Source organism: Gordonia sp. (in: high G+C Gram-positive bacteria), from assembly GCF_047606305.1.
Classification (GTDB): domain Bacteria; phylum Actinomycetota; class Actinomycetes; order Mycobacteriales; family Mycobacteriaceae; genus Gordonia.
The window spans coordinates 1-23,263 of sequence record NZ_JASGER010000048.1 but is presented as its reverse complement, the minus strand read 5'-3'; the positions used below and the strand labels follow the sequence as shown (position 1 = coordinate 23,263).

Annotated in this window: 22 protein-coding genes; 15 read left to right on the top strand and 7 right to left on the bottom strand. The window is 68.6% G+C overall.

Features of this window, described 5'->3' with window-relative positions; genetic code table 11:
• Window positions 1-3 precede the first annotated feature (3 nt).
• Both QM634_RS07565 and QM634_RS07560 read right to left on the bottom strand, forming a co-directional pair.
• A complete protein-coding gene (locus QM634_RS07565) occupies window positions 4-2,046 on the bottom strand; it encodes an MDR family MFS transporter (protein WP_415042162.1) in 2,043 nt (680 codons plus the stop codon).
• A 37-nt stretch (window positions 2,047-2,083) separates the two neighbouring features.
• Window positions 2,084-2,998, bottom strand: coding sequence for a hypothetical protein (locus tag QM634_RS07560; protein ID WP_415042161.1), 915 nt, complete (start codon window positions 2,996-2,998; stop codon window positions 2,084-2,086).
• 41 nt (window positions 2,999-3,039) lie between these two features.
• On the opposite strand from QM634_RS07560, the gene QM634_RS07555 reads away from it, so the two are divergent.
• Window positions 3,040-3,987, top strand: a complete 948-nt coding sequence (locus tag QM634_RS07555) for an alpha/beta hydrolase (protein WP_415042160.1) — start codon at window positions 3,040-3,042, stop codon at window positions 3,985-3,987.
• Between the two features lie 10 nt (window positions 3,988-3,997).
• Here the strand turns inward: QM634_RS07555 and QM634_RS07550 are convergent, their stop codons facing one another.
• Complete coding sequence (locus QM634_RS07550; protein ID WP_415042159.1) at window positions 3,998-5,401, bottom strand: lipase family protein; 1,404 nt, start codon at window positions 5,399-5,401, stop codon at window positions 3,998-4,000.
• 142 nt (window positions 5,402-5,543) lie between these two features.
• Window positions 5,544-7,007 carry an acetate metabolism transcriptional regulator RamB gene (gene ramB / locus QM634_RS07545; RefSeq protein WP_415042158.1) on the bottom strand — a complete coding sequence of 488 codons (1,464 nt, stop codon included), beginning with the start codon at window positions 7,005-7,007 and terminating at the stop codon, window positions 5,544-5,546.
• A gap of 24 nt (window positions 7,008-7,031) precedes the next feature.
• Here ramB and QM634_RS07540 point away from each other — a divergent pair, with 24 nt between their 5' ends.
• From QM634_RS07540 to metE, 4 genes are all read left to right on the top strand, one after another.
• Window positions 7,032-7,814: a hypothetical protein gene (locus QM634_RS07540; protein ID WP_415042157.1), complete on the top strand. Its 783-nt coding sequence runs from the start codon at window positions 7,032-7,034 to the stop codon at window positions 7,812-7,814.
• A 349-nt stretch (window positions 7,815-8,163) separates the two neighbouring features.
• Window positions 8,164-9,456 carry an isocitrate lyase gene (gene aceA / locus QM634_RS07535; protein WP_415042156.1) on the top strand — a complete coding sequence of 431 codons (1,293 nt, stop codon included), beginning with the start codon at window positions 8,164-8,166 and terminating at the stop codon, window positions 9,454-9,456.
• A 158-nt stretch (window positions 9,457-9,614) separates the two neighbouring features.
• Window positions 9,615-10,496 (top strand): 3-hydroxybutyryl-CoA dehydrogenase, encoded by an 882-nt coding sequence (locus QM634_RS07530; RefSeq protein ID WP_415042155.1) that lies wholly within the window; start codon window positions 9,615-9,617, stop codon window positions 10,494-10,496.
• A gap of 10 nt (window positions 10,497-10,506) precedes the next feature.
• Entirely contained in the window at window positions 10,507-12,807 is a 2,301-nt protein-coding gene (metE, locus tag QM634_RS07525; RefSeq protein WP_415042154.1) for a 5-methyltetrahydropteroyltriglutamate--homocysteine S-methyltransferase, read from the top strand.
• 520 nt (window positions 12,808-13,327) lie between these two features.
• On the opposite strand, the gene QM634_RS07520 is transcribed toward metE, so the two are convergent.
• Window positions 13,328-14,179, bottom strand: a complete 852-nt coding sequence (locus QM634_RS07520; RefSeq protein WP_415042153.1) for a PPK2 family polyphosphate kinase — start codon at window positions 14,177-14,179, stop codon at window positions 13,328-13,330.
• 18 nt (window positions 14,180-14,197) lie between these two features.
• The gene (locus tag QM634_RS07515; protein ID WP_415042152.1) at window positions 14,198-15,004 is read right to left on the bottom strand and encodes an SDR family NAD(P)-dependent oxidoreductase; all 807 of its coding nucleotides are present in this window, start codon (window positions 15,002-15,004) and stop codon (window positions 14,198-14,200) included.
• A 72-nt stretch (window positions 15,005-15,076) separates the two neighbouring features.
• Here QM634_RS07515 and QM634_RS07510 point away from each other — a divergent pair, with 72 nt between their 5' ends.
• The 6 genes from QM634_RS07510 (at window position 15,077) to QM634_RS07485 (ending at window position 20,084) form a co-directional block, all read left to right on the top strand.
• A complete protein-coding gene (locus tag QM634_RS07510) occupies window positions 15,077-16,417 on the top strand; it encodes a DUF445 domain-containing protein (RefSeq protein ID WP_415042151.1) in 1,341 nt (446 codons plus the stop codon).
• Between the two features lie 114 nt (window positions 16,418-16,531).
• Window positions 16,532-16,972 (top strand): helix-turn-helix domain-containing protein, encoded by a 441-nt coding sequence (locus QM634_RS07505; protein WP_415042150.1) that lies wholly within the window; start codon window positions 16,532-16,534, stop codon window positions 16,970-16,972.
• A gap of 36 nt (window positions 16,973-17,008) precedes the next feature.
• Window positions 17,009-17,677 carry a heparin-binding hemagglutinin gene (locus tag QM634_RS07500; RefSeq protein WP_415042149.1) on the top strand — a complete coding sequence of 223 codons (669 nt, stop codon included), beginning with the start codon at window positions 17,009-17,011 and terminating at the stop codon, window positions 17,675-17,677.
• Between the two features lie 56 nt (window positions 17,678-17,733).
• A complete protein-coding gene (locus QM634_RS07495; RefSeq protein WP_415042148.1) occupies window positions 17,734-18,069 on the top strand; it encodes a DUF2516 family protein in 336 nt (111 codons plus the stop codon).
• Window positions 18,070-18,084: 15 nt separating this feature from the next.
• Window positions 18,085-18,852 (top strand): MerR family transcriptional regulator, encoded by a 768-nt coding sequence (locus QM634_RS07490; RefSeq protein ID WP_415042147.1) that lies wholly within the window; start codon window positions 18,085-18,087, stop codon window positions 18,850-18,852.
• A complete protein-coding gene (locus QM634_RS07485; protein ID WP_415042146.1) occupies window positions 18,849-20,084 on the top strand; it encodes an alpha/beta fold hydrolase in 1,236 nt (411 codons plus the stop codon). Before QM634_RS07490 ends, QM634_RS07485 begins: the two co-directional genes overlap by 4 nt.
• Here QM634_RS07485 and QM634_RS07480 read toward each other — a convergent pair.
• The gene (locus tag QM634_RS07480) at window positions 20,068-21,132 is read right to left on the bottom strand and encodes a UDP-N-acetylmuramate dehydrogenase (RefSeq protein WP_415042145.1); all 1,065 of its coding nucleotides are present in this window, start codon (window positions 21,130-21,132) and stop codon (window positions 20,068-20,070) included. The genes QM634_RS07485 and QM634_RS07480 overlap by 17 nt on opposite strands.
• A gap of 38 nt (window positions 21,133-21,170) precedes the next feature.
• Here QM634_RS07480 and QM634_RS07475 point away from each other — a divergent pair, with 38 nt between their 5' ends.
• The 4 genes from QM634_RS07475 to QM634_RS07460 form a co-directional block, all read left to right on the top strand.
• Window positions 21,171-21,665, top strand: coding sequence for a DUF2505 domain-containing protein (locus QM634_RS07475; RefSeq protein WP_415042144.1), 495 nt, complete (start codon window positions 21,171-21,173; stop codon window positions 21,663-21,665).
• Window positions 21,666-21,681: 16 nt separating this feature from the next.
• The gene (locus QM634_RS07470; RefSeq protein WP_415042143.1) at window positions 21,682-22,197 is read left to right on the top strand and encodes a DUF2505 domain-containing protein; all 516 of its coding nucleotides are present in this window, start codon (window positions 21,682-21,684) and stop codon (window positions 22,195-22,197) included.
• An 18-nt stretch (window positions 22,198-22,215) separates the two neighbouring features.
• Window positions 22,216-23,052, top strand: a complete 837-nt coding sequence (locus QM634_RS07465; RefSeq protein WP_415042142.1) for a carbon-nitrogen hydrolase family protein — start codon at window positions 22,216-22,218, stop codon at window positions 23,050-23,052.
• 16 nt (window positions 23,053-23,068) lie between these two features.
• A partial coding sequence (locus QM634_RS07460; RefSeq protein ID WP_415042141.1) for a hypothetical protein occupies window positions 23,069-23,263 on the top strand: 195 nt, incomplete at its 3' end.

The following is a 23,263-nucleotide window of genomic DNA, read 5'->3' as shown; positions in this document are numbered from 1 at the left end:
CGCCTACTGCCGCAACGCGTGCCGACCGCTGGGGAGTTCGGACTCTTCGAGCGCGCGCTGGCCGATGCGGGTGAGGGCGGCGGTGACGTCGGCCTTGACCTTGGCGTCGTCGACCTCGTCGGGCAGCCATTCGTGCACCTGGGAGACCAGCCAGTCGCGCCAGGCCTGCATGATCGAGCGGATCTCCTTCTCACCGGCGGCCGTCGGGACGAGTAGTTCGCCGTCGCGCTTGAGATATCCGTCGTTGACGATCCCGTTGTAGAACGACGTCAGCACGCCGTCGGGGATGCCGATGCGCTGCTCGATGGCGCCCTGGCTGAGCGCGGTGCCCAAGTACTGCGGCGGCAGGCCGGCTCGCATGAGGCCCCACGCGGTCGGGATGTCGAGCTTGGACCCCGACGCGGTGAGCGCCTGCTGGAAGGCGTCGCGACGGTTGTGGCCGGCGAGCACGCGTCCGATGATCGTCTCGAGCACGGTGTCCGAGGTGGTGGAGTCGGGGACGGCGAACCCCTCGGAGGCACCGGTCGCGCTCTCCTTGGCGGCTTGGCGCATCGGCCGCTGCGGCAGGAACCAGGACACGACGAAGGCCACGAGCGCCACCGGAACGACCCAGAGGAAGACGTTCTGGAGGGTGTCGGCGAAGGCGTGCACGAGTGGCTGGCGCTGGTCGTCGGCCAGGGCGTGCACCTTGGCCGGGGTGTCGACGTCGGCGGGGTTGACGATGTGCGCCTGCATCATCGCCGCGGGCATGTTGGATTTGAGGAGGTTGGCGTAGATCGTGCCCATCACCGCCGCGCCGAACGACATGCCCAGGGTGCGGAAGAAGGTGATCGCCGACGTTGCCGTGCCCAGGTCCTCGTAGTTGGCGGTGTTCTGCACGACGAGCACCAGGATCTGCATGATCAGGCCGATGCCCAGACCCAGCACGAAGATGTAGATCGACGTCACCAGGATCGACGTGTGCTCGTCCATCGTCGACAACAGGTACAGGCCCAGGGCGATGACCGCCGAGCCGATGATCGGGAAGGGTTTGTACTTGCCGGTGCGGCCGACGATCGTGCCGGAGGTGATCGACGTCAGCAGCAGACCGATGACCATCGGCAGCATGCGCACGCCCGACTCGGTCGCCGACGTGCCCTGGACGTATTGCAGGAAGCTCGGCAGGAAGGTCATCGAGCCGAGCATCGCGAAGCCGACGATGAACGACAGGATCGACGCGACCGAGAACACCCGGTTGCGGAACAGGTGCATCGGCAGGATCGGCTCGACGGCCCGCAGTTCGACGAACACGAACACGATGAACGCGACGACGGAGCCGACGAACAGTCCGATGATCGTCGGCGATCCCCACGCGTACTCCGAGCCGCCCCACGACAGCCCCAGCGTCAGCCCGACCGCACCCAGTGCGACGAACACGATGCCGAGGTAGTCGATCTTGGTCTTGACCCGCTCGGACAGCCCCGGGATGGTCTTGAGGGCCAGCGCGACGACGATGACCGCGATCGGCACGTTGACGTAGAACGCCCAACGCCACGACAGGTGGTCGGTGAACAGGCCGCCCATCAGCGGGCCGACGACCGTCGTCACGCCGAAGACCGCGCCCATCGCGCCCTGGTACTTGCCGCGCTCGCGCAGCGGGATCACGTCGGCGATGAGTGCTGTGGCAGTCACCGTGATGCCGCCGGCGCCGATGCCCTGGATCGCGCGGAACGCGATCAGCATGACCATGTTCTCCGACAGCCCGCAGAAGAACGAGCCGACGATGAACACGACGATCGAGATGATCAGGATGTTCTTGCGGCCCCACAGATCACCGAACTTGCCGGCGAGGACCACCGACACCGTTTCGGCCAGCATGTACGAGGTGACGACCCAACTCATGTGGCCGCCGCCGCCGAGATCGCCGACGATGGTCGGCAGGGCGGTCGACACGATGGTCTGGTCGAGGGCGGCCAGGAGCATCGCGATCATGATCGTCACGAAGATCCAATTGCGCCGGGTCACCGAGATCGAGTTCGGGCCCGCAGTCGGGGTGGCGGTGGTCATCGGTCTCCGTCTGTCGCAGATCGGCAGGTCGTTCGGGTCAGCGTACGGGTGGTTCCGGCGTTCTGCCCGAGTTCGGCCCATCGAGGCCCGCGACGGCCCGCGCGGATAGAAAAACCGGCGCGCCAGGCGCGTGGACGTAGACGTCGTCGATCCGGGATTCGAAATGGTCGTCGCCGTGTGGGGCCGTCGATACGGTCACCACGTCGGGGCGGTAGGAATCGACGATCGCCATGGCGATGGCCGTCATCGACTCGTCGTCGATCGTCATTTCCAGATTGATTGTCACGCTGGCTTCGCCGTATGCCTCAGGGCAGAACCTGACGATCAATTCGATCGTGCCGTGGCGGGACGCAGCGGCGCCGTCGTCGTTGGCGACGTGTATCACTCGGTCGCAAAGCGGATCGTCGAAAACGTAGCCGTTGTTCAAGGAGCGAAAGACTCGCTCGACGTCGCCCACGGTGGCCAGCGGATACGACTCACGCCAATCGGTAACGCAGACCCAACCCTTGACCGAGCGGAAGGGTTCGCGGGCCGCCAGAGCGGCAAGTAGGTCGGTAATCCGTTGGTATTCGGCAGCGTCTGTGGATTCCTCGACGTTGATCGCCCGCGCGTTGATCGACGCGACCCCGGCAATGGTCTCGTCGAGGGGGTGTTGGTGTTCGGCGTAGAAGTCGCGCTCGCGGGTGATGCGACTCTCGGGCAGGACATCGTCGTAGGCGTCGGGCTCATTGCCGACGATGTAGCCGGCGAGCCAGCCGGCCGCGAAGTCGTTGGCGGGGACGACGTCCCTCGGGAAGGCGGTGACACTGAGGCCGTCGCGCAGGCTGTAGAGGCCGAGCCGGCCCGGGTAGGTATGTGGGTTGTGGTCGATGACCAGATACTCGTCGTCGCCCTCGAGTTGCACGACCAGGCGCGGGTCGGCCCAATCGGGCAGTGGTCCGGTGTAGTCCACGGTGTCCAGCTTCGCACGTGGCGCGCCTAGAGTTGGTCACCATGGCAGTCGAGAACCGTCCCGCGCGGCGCGACATCGAGATCGCGTGCGACGACCACGTGCTCGCCGGATGGCACTACCCGCCGTCACCCTCGCCGGAACTGGTCGACGCGGACGGTCGATCGCCGGTCGTCGTGCTTGCGCACGGCTACAGCCTGACCCGCGACAGCGGCCTCGCGCGGTATGCCGAACGCTTCGCCGACGCCGGCTTCCACGCCGTGGTCTTCGACTACTCGGGTTTCGGCGACAGCGAGGGCGAGCCGCGCGAGGTCGTGAGTGTGACCCGCCAGCTGCGTGACTGGGAGGCGGCGATTGCCGCTGCCCGCGCGCTGGACGCGGCCGATCCGCGGCGCGTCGCACTGTGGGGGACGTCGTATTCCGGTGGGTTGGTCGTCGCCGCGGCGACCAAGGATGGCGGCGTGGGTGCGGTCGTCGCGCAGGTGCCCAACCTGGACAACCTCGCGACGCTGCGCTTCATCGTCAAGAACACGTCGCCGACGATGCAGGCATGGCTGGTCGCGAGTGTCTCGCGGGACGTCGCGCACGCGATCCTTCGTCGCAAGCCGTACTACGTACAGGCCGTCGGACCGGCCGGCGCGAAGGCGGCGTACGCGTCGGACGAATCCTGGGCGCAGCTGAGCCAGATCGCCGGACCGGAGTGGAAGAACCGGGTCGGGCTGCGGGACTTCGCGACGCTGCCGGTCTTCCGGGCGGTTTCGCATCTGGACGGGCTGCCGTGCCGCATCCAGTTCTGGGCGTGCGACCGTGACGACCTGACGCCGGTGCAGCCGACCCTCGACGCCGCGTCAAAGCTCGGGGACAGGGCCGAACTCCACCGCATGCCCACCGGTCACTTCGGGATCTACCTCGACCCGTATTTCGACGTCGCCATCGGCGAGCAGACCAGGTTTCTCACTCAGGAATTGCGCGTGGGTGCGGGCCCGTCGTGACGAGCCGCCGTTAGGAACAGTGGCGGATCACGCGGGGGATCGGCGACGGCGTGAACCGCGTGCCGCGGACGCGGGAGTCGAGCCACGTCAGGGCGTCGGGGAAGCCGACGAAGGCGCTGGTCCAATGCTCGGCGCCGAACTCGTGGAAGGTCACCGGTACCCCGATACGGCACTGGTCGTCGACGAATCCACGCGCGCCGGCGGCGGGGACCCACCAGTCGAACCGCCCGTGGTAAACGAAGAGTGGTGTGCCCGCGGGCCGACCGCGCATCGCGGTGACGCGGTACAGGTCCGTGGCCAGCTTCGAGTGGAAGGGGTCGCCGGACCGGGACATGAGCTGCATCGGCCACAGCGTCGGTCCCAGCATTCCCGCCGGCGTGGTGCACGAGTCCTTGATCGGGGACATCGCCATCCACTGCGCAAAGTCGTTGGCGTCGGCGAGGAGCTCGGGCCGTTCCCTGATGATGCCGAGCGTTGCGACGTGTAGGACGCCGGTCGCCCAGGTCGCGTTCATCGAGCCGGGCAGCAGTGCGAAGTCCGCCGGCATGCCGCCGAGCGCGGTGCCCCTGATCAGCGGCTTGAGGTCGGGCGCGTAGTCGTCGAGCTGCTTGACCGCACCGTGCGTCGCGATGGCACCACCGGAGAAGCCGGACATGACCAACGGTGCGTCGACGACGTGCAGTCGTTGCGTTTGGCGGTCGAGGCCGCGCATCGCACGGATCGAATCCAGGACGACGCGGCCGCCGGCGATCGGTTCGGCGTAGGCCATGCGCGCGCCCTGATGGTCGGGGACCAGGACCTTGAAGCCACGGTCGAGTGCCCACTGGATGGTCGGCGGCACGCGGTCGGGGTCGTTGGTGCCGCCATCGCGCACGTGCGACATCGCGTATCCGGGTGTGCAGCGCGCGCCGAGGGAATCAATCGCGACGTCGTCGACGAGCACCGGAGTCGGACCGCGCCCGGACCAGCGGGCAGTCGGGTAGAGCAGCGTCGCCGTGCCGAAGGAGGGCGCGTCGTGGGAGTCGCGCGTCGCAAACTTGAGGAGGACCGCTCGCCGGACAGGTTGACCGAGGACCGCGCCGGCGGTCGGGGTGACGCGCCGCGCCGCGATGACCGTTCCGGGGGAGAGTGCGCCCAGGTTCGACGGCCAGTGGTCGAAGAAGCGGTCGCCGGTGGGGGAGGGGAGCAATGCCGCCCGCAGATCTTGGGTTCGTCGATCCAAGGTCGGGTCGGCGGCCCGCGGGTCGAGGCGGCGGGGGTGGGGAATCGGCGGCGGCGGCGCCACATGGTTCATGAAGTCGCGCACTGCTGGAGGTGCCGGAGCGGTGTTGAACGGTTCGGCCCGAGCGGCCGGTGCGCACAGCGAGGCACCGATCGTCGTCGCAGCGACGAGCGCCCAGACAAGTCTCGCCATGTCCTGCCCCCCATGCGCAGTCGTGAAGCGTGCGTACAGGATAGGGCCGGTGCGACGACGGGCGTGTGCAGATTGAGGGCGCAGTCGGTGAGAATCTGGGCGCAGTCGCCGAGAATCTGGGCACGGTTGGCGGAAGGTCGGGTCAGGTGCCGTAAGGGGAAATGCTGCTGCGGTGCTCGTCGATGTGGAGCGGGACACCGAGCGGGGGGAAGGCGCGCTGCGGGCACTGCGTCCGCTCGCACACACGACAGCCCGAACCGATCGGCGTGACGCGCGCCTGGGGGCCGATCTCCAGTCCGTCGGAGTAGATCACCCGGCCGGCGTGCCGGAGTTCGCAGCCCAGGCCGATGGCGAAGGTCTTGCCCGGCTGGCCGAAGCGGGCGGCCCGTCGCTCGACCGTGCGCGCCACCCAGAAGTAGTCGCGTCCGTCGGGCATCTGGGCCACCTGGGTGAGGATCTTGCCGGGCGAGCCGAAGGTCTCGTACACGTTCCACAGCGGGCAGGTGCCGCCGCTGGCGGAGAAGTGGAAGCCGGTCGCCGACTGCCGCTTGGACATGTTGCCGGCGCGGTCGACGCGCACGAACGACCACGGGATGCCGCGCAGGTTCGGTCGCTGCAGCGTCGACAGGCGGTGGCAGATCGTCTCGTAGGAGAGCGCGTAGAACGCCGAGAGGCGCTCGATGTCGTAGCGGAAGTCCTCGGCGGCGCCGTGGAACTGCTCGTAGGGCATCACCGCGGCGGCGGCGAAGTAGTTCGCCAGCCCCGACATCGCGAGGGAGCGCGCGTCGTCGGAGGTGAAGTTGGCCTCGTCGACGATCTGCCGCATGAGGTCGCCGTATTCGAAGTAGGCGAGTTCGGAGGCGAGCTTGAAGGTGCGCTGGCCCGGGCCGAGCGCCGCCGACACCTCGAGTTGGTGGGTGCCGGGGTCGTAGCGGTGCAGCACGTCGTCGCCGAGGTCGACCCGTCGCACGATGTTGACCCCGTGCACGGTCTCCAGCCGGTTGGCGATCTCCGCGCGGACGTCGCCGGAGTGCATGCGCATCCGGGTGACCATCTCCTCGGCGGCGACGTCGAGGTCGTGGAAGTAGTTGTGGTGCGCGGAGAAGAAGTCGCGGACCTCTTCGTGCGGGGCGCTGATGGATCCGCGCATGCTGCTGTCGCCGCGCTCGTCGGTGAAGGCCGCCAGCTGATCGGTCGCGACGCGGTAGCGGCGGTGCAGGTTGACGACCGCCTCGGCGATCGCCGGGTGCGCCGCGACCATGTCGGCCAGCTCCTGCGGGGCGGTGGCCGACTCGGGTGCCTCGACGTGCTCCTCGATCAGCGCCTCGCGCAGCTCGGCGACGAGGCGGATGTCGTCCTGCGGGTCGAAGAACTGGGCGTCGACGCCGAACACCTCGGAGATGCGGCCCAGGACCGCGGCGGTGAGCGGCCGGGTGTCGTGCTCGATCTGGTTCAGATACGACGGCGAGATGCCCAGGTCCGCGGCGAGGCGCACCTGCGACAGGCCGCGCTCGGAGCGCAGCTGCTTGAGTCGTGAACCCACGTATTGCGGGCCCGACTTCTTCGCGTCGGCATCGGCTTTGGCGCGCACGGGTGTGTCGGTCATCGTCGGCCCGGTACGGTGTCGCGCATGGGTTCTCCAAGAGCATGGTCGGCGGTCGCCGTGGCATTCGTGATCGCCGGGCTGGTGGGCTGTTCCTCCACGGTAAACCTGACGCCCCCCGAGCCGGGCGCGATGCTGCTCGCGCCGACGGACCTGCCGAGCGGCTTCAACCCGGTGCCGACGACCGTGGCCGGCCTCAAGTCGGGCAACGACGAGCTGTTGGCCCTGGCGGCCAAGGCCACCGTCGCGCCGGCCGAGTGCCGACCCACCGCCGATGCCGACATGAACAAGCGGCTTACGCAGGACAACGCCGCCGCGCTGACCGCGCGCAGCATGGACGCGACGCTGGCCAACGTCGTTTTCGAGGGCGCCCGTGACCTGACCGCCGACGAGCGCGAGCGCACCGGCAAGTGCGCGACGACGAAGACGACCATCGTCGGGGGCACCCGCGACGGTGCCGTGATCACCGCCGACCAGCGCAAGCTCGTCGCGCCGGTGCTCGACGGCAAGGGGCCCGGACAGCTCGGCCAGGTCGGCCGACTGTCGATCACCCAGATGCTGGTGGTCCGCACCGACACCACGACGACCATGCCCGACGGCGCGACGTCGCGGGCGGTGTCTTTCGCCGGATACGCCGCGACCCACAGCCCCGGCAAGGACTCGTCCAAGAACCGCTTCACGATCGTGCTGACCGTCGCCGGCCAGGCGACCCCGTTTGCCAAGCCCTTCCCCGACGTCTCGCCGCCGATGTCGGACAAGGAGTTCGTCGAAGTGTTCAGCAAGGCGCTCGTGGCGGCCGGCAAGGCGTGAGCCACCCGCCGGGCCGTCGCCGCCCGGTGTGAGCCCGGACACAGCCCGCGGTCGCGTCGCACCCCGGCGCGGGCCGATCGGGCGGCAGCCGGGCGACGGCAGGCACGGGCACACCCGGAAGAAATCCCAGTACGCGCGTACTTTTTTTCCGCTGGCCACCGAACTTTCACACCACCAGTTTCGCAAACTTTGCAAAATTCGGCCAAAAGATAGCCCGAATTTGCACGCTACAACGATTGGACCTGCGGGTTTGTTGTGTGGCACCCTGGCTGCAGGCACCGCCTAGAGGCATCGGATTATTTGCAATCCCGATCGGCCTTTGTCGTAAGTAGAGAAAGCGAACGCACTAATGAGCAACGTCGGAAAGCCCCGTACCGCCGCTGAGATCAAGAAGGATTGGGACACCAATCCTCGCTGGAAGGGCATCACGCGCGACTACACCGCCGAGCAGGTCGTCGAGCTGCAGGGCACCGTGGTCGAGGACCACACCCTCGCCCGCCGCGGCGCCGAGATCCTGTGGGAAGGCGTCACCAAGGGTGACGACAGCTACATCAACGCCCTGGGCGCCCTCACCGGCAACATGGCCGTGCAGCAGGTGCGCGCCGGCCTGAAGGCCATCTACCTCTCGGGTTGGCAGGTCGCCGGTGACGCGAACCTCTCGGGCCACACCTACCCCGACCAGTCGCTGTACCCGGCCAACTCGGTGCCGGCCGTCGTGCGTCGCATCAACAACGCCCTGATGCGCGCCGACGAGATCGCGGCCGTCGAGGGTGACAAGTCCGTCGACAACTGGCTCGTCCCGATCGTCGCCGACGGTGAGGCCGGCTTCGGTGGCGCCCTCAACGTCTACGAGCTCCAGAAGGCGATGATCGCCGCGGGTGCCGCCGGCACCCACTGGGAGGACCAGCTCGCGTCGGAGAAGAAGTGTGGCCACCTCGGTGGCAAGGTGCTGATCCCGACCCAGCAGCACATCCGCACGCTGACCTCGGCCCGTCTGGCCGCCGACGTCGCCAACACCCCGACCGTCGTCATCGCCCGCACCGACGCCGAGGCCGCCACGCTGCTGACCTCCGACGTCGACGAGCGCGACCGCCCGTTCCTGGACGGCACCCGCACCTCGGAGGGCTTCTACGGCATCAAGAACGGCATCGACCCCTGCATCGCCCGTGCGAAGGCCTACGCCCCGTACGCGGACCTGATCTGGATGGAGACCGGCAAGCCGGACCTCGAGGTCGCCAAGAAGTTCGCCGAGGCCGTCAAGAGCGAGTTCCCGGACCAGCTGCTGGCCTACAACTGCAGCCCGTCCTTCAACTGGAAGCAGCACCTGGACGACGACACCATCGCCAAGTTCCAGAACGAGCTGGGCGCCATGGGCTTCAAGTTCCAGTTCATCACCCTGGCCGGCTTCCACGCCCTCAACTACTCGATGTTCGACCTGGCCCACGGCTACGCCCGCGAGCAGATGAAGGCGTACGTCGACCTGCAGGAGCGCGAGTTCGCTGCCGAGGAGCGCGGCTACACCGCCACCAAGCACCAGCGCGAGGTCGGTGCCGGCTACTTCGACAAGATCGCCACCACCGTCGACCCGAACACGTCCACCGCGGCGCTGAAGGGTTCGACCGAGGAGGGCCAGTTCCACTAGGAACTGCCCTTCGGGGCGGGCTCGCCCGCCCTGCTTGAAGAGCACTGCACGAGCAGCCGGGGCGGTGACGGTCCGCCGTCACCGCCCCGGCTGTCTTCTTCCCCCACAACTTCACTCCTAGATCTCCACCCCACCCAGCTTTTTTGAGGAGCCGTCCCATGGCAAGCCAGAAGATCACTCGAGTCGGTGTCATCGGTGCCGGCCAAATGGGCGCCGGTATCGCCGAGGTGTGTGCGCGCGCCTCCGTCGACGTCCTCGTCTACGAATCCACCCGTGAACTGGCCGCCGCCGGTCGCGCCCGCATCATGCGGTCGCTCGATCGCGGCGTCTCCAGCGGGAAGCTGACCGAGCGCGAGCGCGAGCAGGCCGCCTGGCGCCTGCGGTTCACCTCGGACCTGGGTGACTTCGCCGACCGGCAGCTCGTCATCGAGGCCGTGCTCGAGGACGAGGCGGTCAAGACCGCGCTCTTCGCCGAGCTGGACAAGGTCGTCACCGACCCGAACGCCGTGCTCGCGTCGAACACCTCGTCGATCCCGATCATGAAGCTGGGCATGGCGACCCAGAACGCCGCCCGCGTCGTGGGCATGCACTTCTTCAACCCGGTGCCGGTGCTCCCGCTCGTCGAGCTGGTGACGACGCTGATGACCAGCCCGGAGGTGTCCGAGCGCGCCGAGACCTTCGCCCGCGACGTGCTGGGCAAGCAGGTCGTGCGCTCGGCCGACCGCTCCGGCTTCGTCGTCAACGCCCTGCTGGTGCCCTACCTGCTCTCGGCCATCCGCATGGTGGAGTCCGGCTTCGCGACGGTCGAGGACATCGACAAGGCGATGGTGCTGGGCTGTGCCCACCCCATGGGGCCGCTGAAGCTCACCGACCTCGTCGGCCTGGACACCGTCAAGGCGATCGCCGACAAGATGTACGAGGAGTTCAAGGAGCCGCTGTACTCGCCGCCGCCGCTGCTGCTGCGCATGGTCGAGGCCGGGCGGATCGGCAAGAAGTCCGGTCACGGCTTCTACCAGTACGACGCCAACAACAAGAAGTAGCCTGCAGGCCATGACGAGCCCGGACGGCATCGAATACGGTTCGTCGATCCTGGGATACCCCCGAATCGGCGCCCGGCGCGAGCTCAAGCACGTGCTCGAGGGGTACTGGCACGGCAGTGTCGGTCGCGACGAGTTGCTCGCGACCGGGCGCGAGCTCGCCGACAGCACCTGGCGCGAGCTGGCCGCGACCGGCCTGGAGCAGGTGCCCGGCAACACCTTCTCGTACTACGACCACGTGCTCGATTCCGCGGTTGTCTTCGGGGCGGTCCCGCCGCGCTTCGCCGATCTGGCCGACGAGCTCGAGCCGATCGACTTCTACTTCGCGATGGCGCGCGGCAAGCCCGGGCACCCGCCGCTCGAGCTGATCAAGTTCTTCAACACGAACTACTTCTACCGCCAGCCCGAGATCTCCCCGAACATGGCGTTCTCGCTGCACGCGGAGGCGCTGCTCGACGAGCACAAGCGCGCCAAGGCCGAGGGGATCGAGCTGCGACCGGTGCTGCTCGGCCCGACGTCGCTGCTGCTGCTGTCGAAGGCGGCGCCCGGCTCGATTGAGGGGTTCGCGCCGATCGACCGCCTCGACGACCTGCTGAAGGTGTACGTCGAGCTGCTGGAGAAGCTGGCCAAACAGGGCGCCAAGTGCGTCCAGTTCGACGAGCCGTGCTTCACCAGCGACCGCACCGCCGACGACCTCGAGTCGCTGCGCCACGCGTACACCAAGCTCAGCGCAGGATCGGTGCGCCCGCGCATTCTGGTCACCGGACCGTATGGCGACCTCGGCGAGGCCCTGCCGATCCTGGCGTCGACCGACGTCGAGGCCATCGGCGTCGACCTTGTCAGCGAGCCGATGACCGCGGCCGAGCTGGCGGCGGTCCCCGGTCTCAAGCGCAAGCGCCTCTACGCCGGCGTGATCGACGGTCGGAACGTGTGGAAGGCCGCCAAGGGCGGCAAGCTCGACTTCCTGCTGGAGATCAAGGAGCACATCCCCGACTTGGTCGTGTCGTCGTCGTGCTCGCTCATGCACGTGCCCGTCGACGTCCTCATCGAGCCGGATCTGCCCGGGGAGGTCGCCGACCGGTTGTCCTTCGCCAAGCAGAAGGTCGCCGAGGTCGTCGCACTGGCCAAGGCGATCACCCACGGGGCGCCGGAGCACTGGTACACCCGTCCGGCGACCGTCCACTTCAAGCTCAAGCACGACGTGCGCCAGCGCGTCGCCAACATCCGGCCCGACCAGCGTCAGCGCATGCCGTACGCCGAGCGCAAGGCGCTGCAGGACAAGGAGCTCGGGCTGCCGCCGGTGCCGACGACGACGCTCGGGTCCTTCCCGCAGACCGAGGAGGTCCGCCGGGCGCGGTACTACTACGGCCAGGGGCGGCTGACCTGGGAGGAGTACGCCGACCGGCTGCGCGAGGAGATCAAGCGCGTCATCGAGCTGCAGGAGGACATCGGGCTCGACGTCCTGGTGCACGGCGAGGCCGAGCGCAACGATATGGTCCAGTACTTCGCCGAGCTGATGGACGGGTACGTCGCGACCCACCAGGGCTGGGTGCAGATCTACGGCTCCCGCTGCGCGCGGCCGCCGATCATCTACGGCGACATCAAGCGCAAGCACCCGATGACCATCGAGTGGACGTCGTACGCGCAGTCGCTGACCGACAAGCCGGTCAAGGGGATCCTGACCGGGCCCGTCACGATGCTGGCGCGCTCCTTCGTGCGGCAGGACCAGCCGCTGTACGAGACCGCCGAGCAGCTCGCGCTCGCCGTGCGCGACGAGATCGCCGACCTGGAGAAGGCCGGCATCAAAATAATCCAGGTCGACGAGCCGTCGATCCGCGAACTGCTGCCGTTGCGCGAGCGCGGTCGGCAGGGATACCTGGACTGGGCCGTCAACGCCTTCCGGCTGGCGGTCGGGGGCGCGAAGCCGCAGACGCAGATCCACACGCACCTGGGGTACTCGTCGATCGGGCGGGTCGTCGAGGCCTTCGAGTCGATGGACGCCGACGTCGTGTCGATCGTCGCGACGCGCAACATCGACTGGGTCTTCAAGCAGCTCGCCGAACACGGCACGGCGCTGTCACACGGCGTCGGACCGGGCGTCTACGAGAGTCGCAGCGCGCTCATCCCCGACATCGACGAGATCGACGAGCGGATCCAGCGCGCGACGAAGGCGATCGACCCCGACCGGCTGTGGGTGAACCCCGACGGTGGGCTCAAGACGCGCCACTACTGGCAGCTCGAACCGTCGCTGCGGAACATGGTCGCGGCCGCGCGTCGGGAACGTCGTCGGATCGCCTCTCGCGACGACGACTGACCCAATTCTCGCCGAGTGGGCGCCAATTCTCGCCGAGTGGGCGGTGATCTAACGCCGAGTGGGCGGTAATACCCAGGTGGGTCATCCGTCGCGAGCTGCACGGCGATGTCGCCGCCATTCGCGGTGTCGTCGCTCAGGCATTCGCCGATGCCACGTCGGGTGATGAACCCGTCGAGACTGGGCTTGTCGACGACCTCCGTGCCGACCTTGGGCGGATTCCGGAGCTGTCGCTGACCGCCGTCGTCGACGGTCGCGTCGTCGGGCACGCTGCTGGGCGACCTCGGATACTACGGGCGACTCGGCTTCGTGCCCGCATCGACGCTGAGAATCGTCGCGCCCGACGCGGAGTGGGGCGACCACTTCCAGGTGCGGACGCTAACCGCCTACGACGGGGGAGCACGGAACATTCGCCTACGCGACGCCGTTCGACCGATTGTGACCGCCCACTCGGCGAGATTGACCGCCCACTCGGCGGAAAACTGGGCACGCTCGGCGGAAAACTGGGCACGCTCGGCGGATATCAGCAGTCGGCCACGCGCCGCTGTTCGTGCTCGAGGTCGAAGGTCGGCGCCGGCCAGCTCAGATCCAGGCGCTCGAGCGCGTCGATGAGCAGCTCGCACACCGCCAGGCGGGAGAACCACTTGCGGTCGGCGCCGATCAGATACCACGGTGCGTGGTCGTTGTCGGTGCGGTCGAAGATCGCCTGGTAGGCCTGCAGGTAGTCCTCCCAGTAGCCGCGCTCGTCGATGTCGGCCGGGTTGTACTTCCAGTACTTCGTCGGATTGTCGAGCCGCTCGGTCAACCGCTTCTTCTGCTCGTCCTTGGACACCACCAGCGCGACCTTCAGCACGGTCGTCCCGGCGTCGACGAGTTCGCGCTCGAACTGGTTGATGATGTCGTAGCGCTGCGACCACACCGACTCGGGCACGAGGTTGTGCACGCGCACCGGCAGGACGTCCTCGTAGTGGCTGCGGTCGAAGATGCCGATCTTCCCCGCCGGCGGCAGCGCCTTGTGGATGCGCCACAGGAAGTCGTGGGAGAGCTCCTCGGGCGTCGGCTTACCGAATCCGGTGATGGCCAACCCCTGGGGGTCGCACAGCCCGCCGACGTGCGCCACGATGCCGCCCTTCCCGGCGGTGTCCATCCCCTGGACGACCAGCAACACGTTGCGATGGTCACCGGAGCGACCGTTGGCGAACAGCTTCTCCTGCAGGTCGGCCAGCACCGCGCCGCGCTCGACCAGCGCCTTGGCGCCGGAGTCCTTGTCGCCGGAGTACCCCGGCGTCGACGACGGGTCGTAGTCGGCGATCGGCCCGACCACTGAGGCGCGCAGGGCCTCGCGCGGCGGGGCGGTCCAGTCGGACTTGCTCATCGGTGACTCCTCAATCCGTCAGTCGGTCGCGGGTGGGAAGAGCGGTCCGCCGCCGAAGGCCGCGCGATGCGGATCGGGGACGGTCGTCCCGTCGTTGTTGGTCAGGCCGTGGGCGGCACCGTACTCGGCCGTCACAACGGTGTGGCCGTTCAGAGACGGCAGTTCCGGGTCGTCGGCCAAGGCGGCCACCACGCGCCCGACGAACTCGGGATCCTCGGCCTTGTCGACGGAGAAGCCGGCGAACTCGGTCAGGCCGCTGCTCAACAGCAGCTTGGTGCGGATCAGCCCGAGCCACAGCGAGACCGCGGTGACGCCGGTGCCCTCGAGTTCGTGGCCCATGTCGAAGGCCATCTTGTCCAGCCCGGTCTTCCCGATGCCGTAGAGCACCGAGTGCAGGTGTCCGCGGCTGCCGAAGGACGACGTCGACGCGATGAGACCGCTGCCCTGCGGGACCATCACCTGTGCGGCGTGCACGGCCGCGACGTAGTGGGCGCGCAGGCCGATGCCGATCAGCGAATCCCAATCCGACACGGGGCGCTCGTAGAACTTCTCGGTGAACCCGGCGAACCCCGGCGGGGAGGCCCACACGTTGTTCACCAGCAGGTCGAGTCGACCGGTCTCGTCGGCGATGCGCGCGAAGACGGCCGCCACCGCCTCGTCGTCGGCGTGGTCGACCTCCAGTGCGACCGTCCCCTCGGGGCCGGTACCGCGGCGGGAGGTTCCGTACACCTGCCACCCGGCGTCGCGCAGGGCGGTGGCGACGCCCGCGCCGACCCCGCGGCTGGCTCCGGTGACAAGGGCGATGCGTTTCTCGTCGGACGACATCTGCCCACCCTAAGCCAGGCGCCGCGCGAGTTACGTGGCTAGTCGCGGGACCGGTAGGTAAGACTGGTGGGTATGAGTTCGCCAGTGGTCCACGACGATACGGCTCCCGTCGCGCCCCGCCCGCCGTCCGCTCCCGCGTTGAGCGTGCTGGGCGAGGAGGCCGACGAGCAGCGCCGGCGCGACCTGCGGAAGATGAAGATGGTCGCCACCGGCTTCCTGGTCTTCGCCGCTGCGGTCTACCTCTTCACCCGCTACCTGGAGGCGAAGGCCGCGCCGGGCAGCGCCGCCGCATGGGTGGGGTACGTGCGCGCCGCCTCCGAGGCCGGAATGGTCGGCGCCCTCGCGGACTGGTTTGCCGTCACGGCGCTCTTCCGCCACCCGCTGGGCATCCCGATCCCGCACACCGCGCTGATCAAGCGCAAGAAGGACCAGATCGGCGACCAACTCGGCGGCTTCATCGAAGAGAACTTCATGGTCCCGCAGCTCATCGAGGACCGGGCGACCAGCCTCGAGCTGCCGCGCCGCGTCTCGACGTGGTTCGCCGACCCGGTCAACGCGCCGCGGGTGGCCGACGAGGCGTCGCGCCTGCTGAACCTGGCGTCGGAGATGCTCGACGACGAGGACGTCGAACAGTTCCTGATGGCCGCGGTGAAGTGGGCCGCCGAGCCCGAGTGGTCGCAGCCGGTGGGCCGCATCCTGCAGCAGCTCGTCGAGGAGAACCGGCTCGAGCCGATGCTGCAGCTGGGTGCCGACCGTGCGCACGAATGGGCGCTGGGCAGCCTGGACCTGATCGACCGGCTCATCGACCGCGACGGTCCGCAGTGGATGCCGAAGTTCGCCGCGAACTTCGTCGGCGACAAGATCTACAAGGAGCTCGTCGAGTTCACCGCCAAGGTGGCCGGCGACTCCGACCACGAACTGCGCCGGGCGGTGATCGGTGCGATCACCCAGTTCGCGAACGACCTGCAGTACGACCCGGAGACGATCGCGAAGTTCGAGGGCCTCAAGACCGAGCTCGTCGGCCGCGACGAGGTGACCGGCGCGGCGTCGTCGGCGTGGAAGGCGGGCAAGGGCGTCATCGAGAAGATGCTCGACGACCCCAACAACACGCTGCGCAACTCGATCACCAACGCGGTCATCCAGGTCGCCGAGCGGGTCCGCGACGACGAGCCGCTGCAGCAGAAGATGAACAGCTGGGTGGGGCGCGGGGCCAACCACGTCGCGACGAACTACGCGTCGGAGATCATCTCGGTCATCACCGAGACCGTCCGCGGGTGGGACGCCCAGGAGACGAGCGACAAGATCGAGCTCCAGGTCGGCCGCGACCTTCAGTTCATTCGGATCAACGGCACGGTCGTGGGTGCGCTCGCCGGGTTGGCCATCTACACGATTTCGGTGCTGATCTTCCACTGACCTGCGGGTTCACCAGGCTTTCTGAAGCCAGTGTGGCCTTGCTAACAACGTGCTTGCATTTGCTAGCAGGGTGGGCGATACTTGGTCGGTCGACCGAAAGCGGGTGGATCGCCAATGACAAACGACACGGCTGAAACGTCGCCGGCATCGCCGGATGACAACGCCACCACCATCGACGCGGTGGCGAGTGCGGCAACCGATGCGGTGGCCAATGCCGCGTCCGACATCGGTGGGTTCATCCGATCCCAGCGGGTCGCCGCGCAGGTGTCCCTGCGACAGCTCGCGGAGCGCGCAGGGGTGAGCAACCCGTACCTCAGCCAGATCGAGCGCGGGCTGCGCAAACCGTCGGCCGACGTGCTCGCACAGATCGCCAAGGGGCTCCGCGTCTCCGCGGAGGTCCTCTATGTGCGGGCGGGGATCCTCGAAGAGCGGCCGGCCTCGCCGGTGCGCGACGCGCTGATCGCCGACGAGTCGATCAACGAGCGGCAGCGCCAGATGCTGCTGGAGATCTACGAGTCCTTCCGTAACGAGAACCAGGCCAACCACGCCGAATAAGACCTCCGAGCAACCGAAAGAACCAGGAGAACCGACATGACCGAGAACCCCTTCAACAACGCCGTCGCGCAGGCCACCGCCGTGCTGAACCAGCTCCGCGAGCGCAGCGAGGCCACCCTCGAGCAGGCGCAGAGCCGCCTGGAGGACACCCGCGGCACCGCGCAGAACCGCTTCGACGAGACCTGGGAGCAGGCCGTCGCCCGCTTCAACGAGGCCAAGGAGCGCCTGTCGGCCCTGCCCGTCGAGCTGCCCACCGACCTGGACGAGCTGCGCGCCAAGTTCAGCCCCGAGGAGCTGCGCAAGGTCGCCGAGAGCTACCTGGCCGTCGCCGCCGGTGTGCTGAACTCGCTCACCGAGCGTCGCGGCGAGGTCGTCGACAAGTTGAAGGAGTACCCGCTCGTTGAGGAGAACCTCCCCAAGCTGGAGAAGGTCTACAACGACGCCCGCGGTCTGACCGAAGAGGCACTGGGCACCATCTCCGACCAGTCCAAGACCGTCGGTGAGCGTGCCGCCGCGCTGGTCAACCTGCCGGGTGAGCAGGCCAAGAAGGTCGCCGAGGCCGAGCAGGCCGCCGCCAAGAAGGCCACCGCCAAGAAGGCTCCGGCGAAGAAGACCGCTGCCAAGAAGGCTCCGGCGAAGAAGGCCGCCGCCAAGAAGGCTCCGGCCAAGAAGGCCGCCGCCAAGAAGGCCGCGCCGAAGAAGTAGGGCCACCCGGCCGAGTCTGACGAAGTCCACGCCCCGCTCTCGCATAGAGTTGGGGCGTGGATTTCGTCAAGGCCATGGGCACCGCCCAGGAGTACGTGCTGTACGCGCTGTGGATCATCGCCGCCCTGGGGGCGGTCCTCGCGCTGGTGCACGCCGCCGTCCAGCGCCCCGACGCCTTCACCGCCGTCGACCGCCAGTCCAAGGCGTTCTGGGTCGGGATCCTCGCCCTGGCAACGCTGTTCCTCGGCCTGTTCGGCGTCGCCGGCGGCCTCGGCGGCCCGATCGTCGGGATGATCTGCCTGGTCGGCCTGGTGGCCGTGCTCGTCTACCTGGTGGACGTGCGCCCGAAGGTCGACGAGGTCCAGAATCGACGCTGGTTCCGGAAACTCTAGGAATCTGACGTCACCGTGGCCGACTACCGCATCAACGACCTCGCCCAAGCGTCGGGCGTGTCGGTCCGCAACATCCGCGTCTACCAGGACCGCGGGCTGTTGCCGCCGCCGGAGATCAAGGGGCGGACCGGCTGGTACCACGACGAGCACCTGGTCCGGTTGAACCTCATCTCCCGGATGCTCGAGCGCGGGTACACCTTCGCGACGATCAGCGAGCTGCTCAACGCCGCCCACCACGGCATGACCGTCGAGCACGTGTTGCGCGGCAGCACCCGACGCAGCCGATTCCAGAACATCAAGCGCGTCGCGACCATCACCATGACCGAGCTGCGCAAGTCGTTGAACGCCAGCGACCGCACCATCGCGGTCAGCCAGAAGCTCGGGCTGCTGGCCAGGCACGGCGGCGAGTTCGTGGTGAAGAACCCCGAGCTGCTCGACGGTGCGGAGGCCCTCGTCAAGGGCGGTGTGGACATCGACGTCCTGCTCGACGTCTGGGAACGCGTCCAGAAGGACCTCGACGACGTGGCCCACAGCTTCGTCTCCATCATCACCGACCGGTTTATCGACGAGAAGATCCTCGACCTCGACGATTCGCAGGTCGACAAGATCTCCGAGCTGATCCGCCAGGTGCGCCCGCTCGCCCACGAGATCGTCGACAGCTCGTTCACCCAGGCCCTCGACCGCGAGATCTCCGGTGCCCTCGGCGAGGTCACCAGGATCCTCGAATCCGACAACCCCGCAAGCAGCGCCGTCGACGGCGCGGAGCAGGATGGACAGCCATGAAACTATCGCGAGTATTGGCAGCAGCGGCCCTCGTCGGTGGTGGGGGAACGGCGGCAGGGGTGCTCCGCCTCCTCGGCGGCACCCTGGCCGAGGGGATGCGCGGACCGGCCATCGCCCCCGACGGACCCGACCCGGCCCTCGCGCCGCCCGCTGCCGCAGCGCGCCGCACCCACGTCCACACCGCCGACGGCGCCGAGCTGAACGTCCTGACCTACCCGGCCGACGATCCCGACGACGACTCCGACATCGTCGTCTTCATCCACGGCTGGACGTGCAACACCAACTACTGGAACCCGCAGGTCAACCACCTGCTCGGCAAGCGCACCATCGTCGTCTACGACCAGCGCGGGCACGGTGAGTCCCGTCTCGGGCGCGCCCGGCCGTCGCCGGAACTGCTGGGATCGGACCTGGAGGCCGTTCTCGCCGCGACGGTGCCGACGGGCCGCAAAGCGATCCTGGTCGGCCACAGCCTCGGCGGCATGACGATCCAGGCGTGGGCCGATCAGCACCCCGACGAGGTGAACGAGCGGATCGCCGCGGTCATCCTGGAGTCCACCGCCGCCACCGACATCCTCGGCCGGCACAAGCTGTTCGTCGAACCGGTCCCGGCCTACGCCAAGCCGTTCGAGCACCTCACCGGCGTGTTGTTCGCCAGCACGCCCGTTCCGTTGCCGCGGACGCGCGCGGGCGCGAAGGTGATCCGCTACATCACGATGACCGACGACGCGCGCGGCTCGCACGTGGCGTTCGTCGACGACATGGCGAGTTCCTGTCCGCCGGTGGCCCGCGGCCTGTTGGGCAACGGCATGGTCGGCATGGACCTGCGCACCGGAACCGCCGCGTTGACCGTGCCGACGACCGTCATCAACGGCAGCGACGACCGGCTGCTGCCGCCGGTGCACTCGCAGGAGATCGCCGACATCATCGCCCGCGTCGGTTCGTTGCACCGCCACGTCGTGCTCGACGACATCGGCCACATGCTCAGCATCGAGGCGTCCGAGGCCTTCAACGAGGTCCTCGACGAGGTGATCGGGCTCGCCGCGCCGGTCGCGAAGAAGGCGGTCGCCAAGAAGGCTCCGGCGACCAAGACCGCCGCCAAGAAGAGCCCCGCCAAGAAGACGGCTGCCAAGAAGACGGCTGCGAAGAAGACCCCCGCCAAGAAGACGGCTGCGAAGAAGACCGCCGCAAAGAAGACCGCGCCGAAGAAGAGCGGCCCTACAGCCGGCAGTTGACGAAGACCGGTTCGGGGGTGAGCGTCACCCCGAACCTCGCCCGCACCCCGTCGCGCACGTCGCGCGCGAGGGCGATCAGGTCGGCGGTGCTCGCCGATCCCCGGTTGGTCAGCGCCAGCGTGTGCTTGGTGGACAGGCGCACCGGGGCGTCGGCTCCCGGGTACCCCTTGGCGAACCCGGCGCGCTCGATGAGCCAGCCCGCCGACAGCTTGGTGTCCGTGCCGTCGTCGCCGGCGGGGAACTGCGGGATCACGACGTCGGGGCCCACCACGACGGCGATCTGCGCGAGGACCGCGGCCGCCTCCGTCGCGGACACGATCGGGTTGGTGAAGAACGACCCCGCGCTGTAGGTGTCCGGGTCGTCGGCATCCAAGACCATCCCCTTGGAGCGGCGCAGTCCCACCACCGTCTCGCGCACCCGGGCGGCGTCGGCGGTCTGCCCCTCGGCGCGGCCGAGGGCACGGGCCAGCTCGCGGTAGGCCAGCGGCGCCGACTCGCCGCCGGGGCGCAGCCACAGCGACACGCGAGTGACGATCCGCTCGTCCCGGTGCTTGAGGTTGGAGTGGCGGTAGCGCAGGTCGAGGTCGGCGGGGGCCACCCGTTCCAGCGTGCGCGACCGGCGGTCGTAGACCTCGACCTCCCGCAGCACGTCGGCGATCTCGACGCCGTAGGCGCCGACGTTCTGGACCGGCGTCGCGCCGGTCGAGCCGGGGATCCCGGACAGACACTCCAGGCCGCCGTAGCCCTCGGCGACGGTGCGCGCCACCAGCGCGTCCCACTCGACCCCGGCGTCGGCCGTCACCACCGGCCGCCCGTCGACGGTGGAGAACTCCACCCCCGACGAGGCGATGCGGACGACCGCGCCGTCGAAGCCGGCGTCGGCGACCACGAGGTTCGACCCGCCGCCGATGACCAGCACCCGTTCGCCGGCATCGGCGAACCGATCGAGCGCGGCGATCAGCGCGTCGGTGTCGGCGGCCTCGACGAATTCACGGGCCGGGCCGCCCAGGCGCAGCGTGGTCAGATCGGCGATCGTCGGGGAGGTCACGGCTAATGACGCTAGCGCACATGTGCTTCGATGGATTCATGGCAACGAACATGGAGCACACCGTCTCCTACCCGTTCAGCACCGACCGCCTCTGGGCGGTCGTGACCACCGAGCAGTATTGGCGCGACCTGCTCGCGGCGATCAACGGGGACAAGGGCGTCCTGGAGTCCTTCTCCCGCGACGGCGACACCGTCACGGTCGTCTGCAAGCAGGTCGTCGACGAGGAGAAGCTGCCGTCGGTCGTCACCAAGATCCGCAGCGGCGACCTGGTCATCCCGCGTCGGACCGTGCTGCGCCGCAACGGTGCCGACGTCGACGGCGACCTGGAGGCCAGTGTCGACGGCGCCCCCGCGTCGATCAAGGGCACCCAGGTCAGCAGTGGTGACCCGTCGTCCACGCGCTACTCGGCCGCCGTGTCCGTCGGCATCCCGCTGGTGGGCGGGAAGATCGAGAGCGCGATCGGCGAACAGCTCTACAAGCTGCTCGACGCCGAGCGCGACGCGACGGTGGATTGGGAGGCCGGCAACCGGTAACGGTAGCCTGACCGACATGGCACGACGGCTCAGCTATTCGGCCCGCTACCCCCAGCCCGCCGAAAAGCTCTACGAAGCGCAGATGCAGCTCAAGTACTGGGAAGACATGATGGCGGGGTTCCAGATGATCTCGCCGCACTGCGAGGTCGGCGACTTCACCGCGGATCCGTCCGTCGGGTACCGCGTCGTGCTGCACCAGACCCTCGGTCGCGACCAGCTGCCACCGATCGCGCAGACCGTGATGATGAAGGACATGATCATCACGCGGGAGGAGTCCTTCGGCGTCTTCCACCCCGACGACGTGACCAGCGGCAGCTACAAGGCGTCGATCCCGGCCGGCCCGGGGTCGCTCACCGGCGTGCAGGAGCTGTTTGCCACCGACACCGGCTGCACCATCCGCAAGACCACCGAGGTCAAGGTGTTCGTGCCGTTCATCAACGGCAAGCTCGAGCAGCTGATGCTGGTCAACCTGGTCGACCTGTTCCGCGCCGAGGCCGAGTACACCAAAGACTGGATCGACAAGAACCTGTAGCGGCCTAGGCTGGGCGTCATGCGCGTCGCGATGGCCCAGATCACGGCTGGCACCGATCCGTCGGCCAACCTCGACACGGTCGCCGAGCAGGTGGGCCGGGCCGCCGGGGGTGGCGCCGACCTCGTCGTCTTCCCCGAGGCCACGATGTGCCGCTTCGGGGTCCCGCTGGGCGACGTCGCCCAGCCAGTCGACGGCCCGTGGGCCTCGAGCGTCCGCGACCTCGCCGTCGACCACGGCCTCGCCGTCGCCGTCGGCATGTTCACCCCCGGCACCGACGGCCGGATCCGCAACACCGTCCTGCTCGTCGACCGCGACGGGCGGACGTCGGGCTACGACAAGATCCACTGCTACGACGCCTTCGGCTTTGCCGAGTCGGCCACCGTGGAGCCCGGATCGCAGGCCCTCGTCGTCGACCTGCCCCTGGCCGACGGGTCGACGGCGCGGCTCGGCGTCGCCACCTGTTACGACCTGCGCTTCCCGGAGCTCTTCGGGACCCTCGCCGACGCCGGGGCCCAGGTGATCGCCGTGCCGACGTCGTGGGGCGCGGGACCGGGGAAGGTCGAGCAGTGGCGCACGCTCACCGCCGCGCGGGCGCTCGACTCGGGTGCGTTCATCGTGGCGGTCGACCAGGCGCCGCCGCCCGACGCGGCCGGGCACCGCGCGCCGACGGGCGTCGGTCGCAGCCGGATCGTCGACCCGTTCGGTACCTTGGTGGACGACGAGTACGGCGAGACGCCGGCGACGGGGATCCACCGGATCGACCTCGCCGGTGCTGCGCAGGCTCGGGAGACGCTGGGGATGCGCGCCAATCGGCGCACCTTCGCGTCGCCCGTGCCGACGACCCCGCACGATTGATAGGAGACCGGGGCCAGTGAGCAACGACGACGAGTGGACTTCGGCCGACGAGCCGCTGACCAAGGCCACACCGGCCGTGACCCCCACCGAGAAGATCCCGGTGGGCGACCCCTCGATCGGCGCCACGCCGGCGGGGGAGAGCGCATGGCCGGCCGACGGCTCTGCGCCGCCCCAGCCGACCGCGCCGGTGTCCGAGCGCCCCACGCCGCAG

What these genes read in the sequence shown, in the direction of transcription:
- QM634_RS07565 (WP_415042162.1), bottom strand. Translation starts at nt 2,046, where the DNA reads ATGACCACCGCCACCCCGACTGCGGGCCCGAACTCGATCTCGGTGACC.
- QM634_RS07555 (WP_415042160.1), top strand. Translation starts at nt 3,040, where the DNA reads ATGGCAGTCGAGAACCGTCCCGCGCGGCGCGACATCGAGATCGCGTGC.
- QM634_RS07550 (WP_415042159.1), bottom strand. Translation starts at nt 5,401, where the DNA reads ATGGCGAGACTTGTCTGGGCGCTCGTCGCTGCGACGACGATCGGTGCC.
- ramB (WP_415042158.1), bottom strand. Translation starts at nt 7,007, where the DNA reads ATGACCGACACACCCGTGCGCGCCAAAGCCGATGCCGACGCGAAGAAG.
- QM634_RS07540 (WP_415042157.1), top strand. Translation starts at nt 7,032, where the DNA reads ATGGGTTCTCCAAGAGCATGGTCGGCGGTCGCCGTGGCATTCGTGATC.
- aceA (WP_415042156.1), top strand. Translation starts at nt 8,164, where the DNA reads ATGAGCAACGTCGGAAAGCCCCGTACCGCCGCTGAGATCAAGAAGGAT.
- QM634_RS07530 (WP_415042155.1), top strand. Translation starts at nt 9,615, where the DNA reads ATGGCAAGCCAGAAGATCACTCGAGTCGGTGTCATCGGTGCCGGCCAA.
- metE (WP_415042154.1), top strand. Translation starts at nt 10,507, where the DNA reads ATGACGAGCCCGGACGGCATCGAATACGGTTCGTCGATCCTGGGATAC.
- QM634_RS07520 (WP_415042153.1), bottom strand. Translation starts at nt 14,179, where the DNA reads ATGAGCAAGTCCGACTGGACCGCCCCGCCGCGCGAGGCCCTGCGCGCC.
- QM634_RS07515 (WP_415042152.1), bottom strand. Translation starts at nt 15,004, where the DNA reads ATGTCGTCCGACGAGAAACGCATCGCCCTTGTCACCGGAGCCAGCCGC.
- QM634_RS07510 (WP_415042151.1), top strand. Translation starts at nt 15,077, where the DNA reads ATGAGTTCGCCAGTGGTCCACGACGATACGGCTCCCGTCGCGCCCCGC.
- QM634_RS07505 (WP_415042150.1), top strand. Translation starts at nt 16,532, where the DNA reads ATGACAAACGACACGGCTGAAACGTCGCCGGCATCGCCGGATGACAAC.
- QM634_RS07500 (WP_415042149.1), top strand. Translation starts at nt 17,009, where the DNA reads ATGACCGAGAACCCCTTCAACAACGCCGTCGCGCAGGCCACCGCCGTG.
- QM634_RS07485 (WP_415042146.1), top strand. Translation starts at nt 18,849, where the DNA reads ATGAAACTATCGCGAGTATTGGCAGCAGCGGCCCTCGTCGGTGGTGGG.
- QM634_RS07475 (WP_415042144.1), top strand. Translation starts at nt 21,171, where the DNA reads ATGGCAACGAACATGGAGCACACCGTCTCCTACCCGTTCAGCACCGAC.
- QM634_RS07470 (WP_415042143.1), top strand. Translation starts at nt 21,682, where the DNA reads ATGGCACGACGGCTCAGCTATTCGGCCCGCTACCCCCAGCCCGCCGAA.
- QM634_RS07465 (WP_415042142.1), top strand. Translation starts at nt 22,216, where the DNA reads ATGCGCGTCGCGATGGCCCAGATCACGGCTGGCACCGATCCGTCGGCC.